We start from the raw sequence: 404 nt of genomic DNA on the forward strand, positions 1-404 counted from the left end.
ACGTAATCGCCGCGAATCCACAGCGAGAGATCCGGGCCGATGAAGGGAATCGCCGAGAACAGGTTCACGATCACCTGCGCGCCCCAGAACGACATCTGGCCCCACGGCAGCAGGTAGCCAAAGAAGGCCTCGGCCATCAGGCACAGGAAGATCGCGCAGCCGAAGATCCACACCAGCTCGCGCGGCTTGCGGTACGAGCCGTAAAGCAGCCCGCGGAACATGTGCAGATACACGACCACGAAGAACATGGAAGCGCCCGTGGAGTGCATGTAGCGGATGAGCCAGCCCCACGGCACCTCGCGCATGATGTACTCGACCGAGGCGAACGCGAGCGTCGCATCGGGCTTGTAGTTCATGGTGAGGAAAATGCCGGTGATGATCTGGTTCACCAGCACGAGCAGCGC

Annotated in this window: 1 protein-coding gene; it reads right to left on the minus strand. The window is 61.6% G+C overall.

What is annotated here, in order from left to right:
• On the minus strand, positions 1-404 hold a 404-nt coding region (locus U5A58_RS40550), incomplete at both ends, for a cytochrome b (protein WP_321965468.1).

It is taken from the genome of Paraburkholderia sp. J7 (assembly GCF_905220155.1).
In the GTDB taxonomy this organism is placed as follows: Bacteria; Pseudomonadota; Gammaproteobacteria; order Burkholderiales; family Burkholderiaceae; genus Paraburkholderia.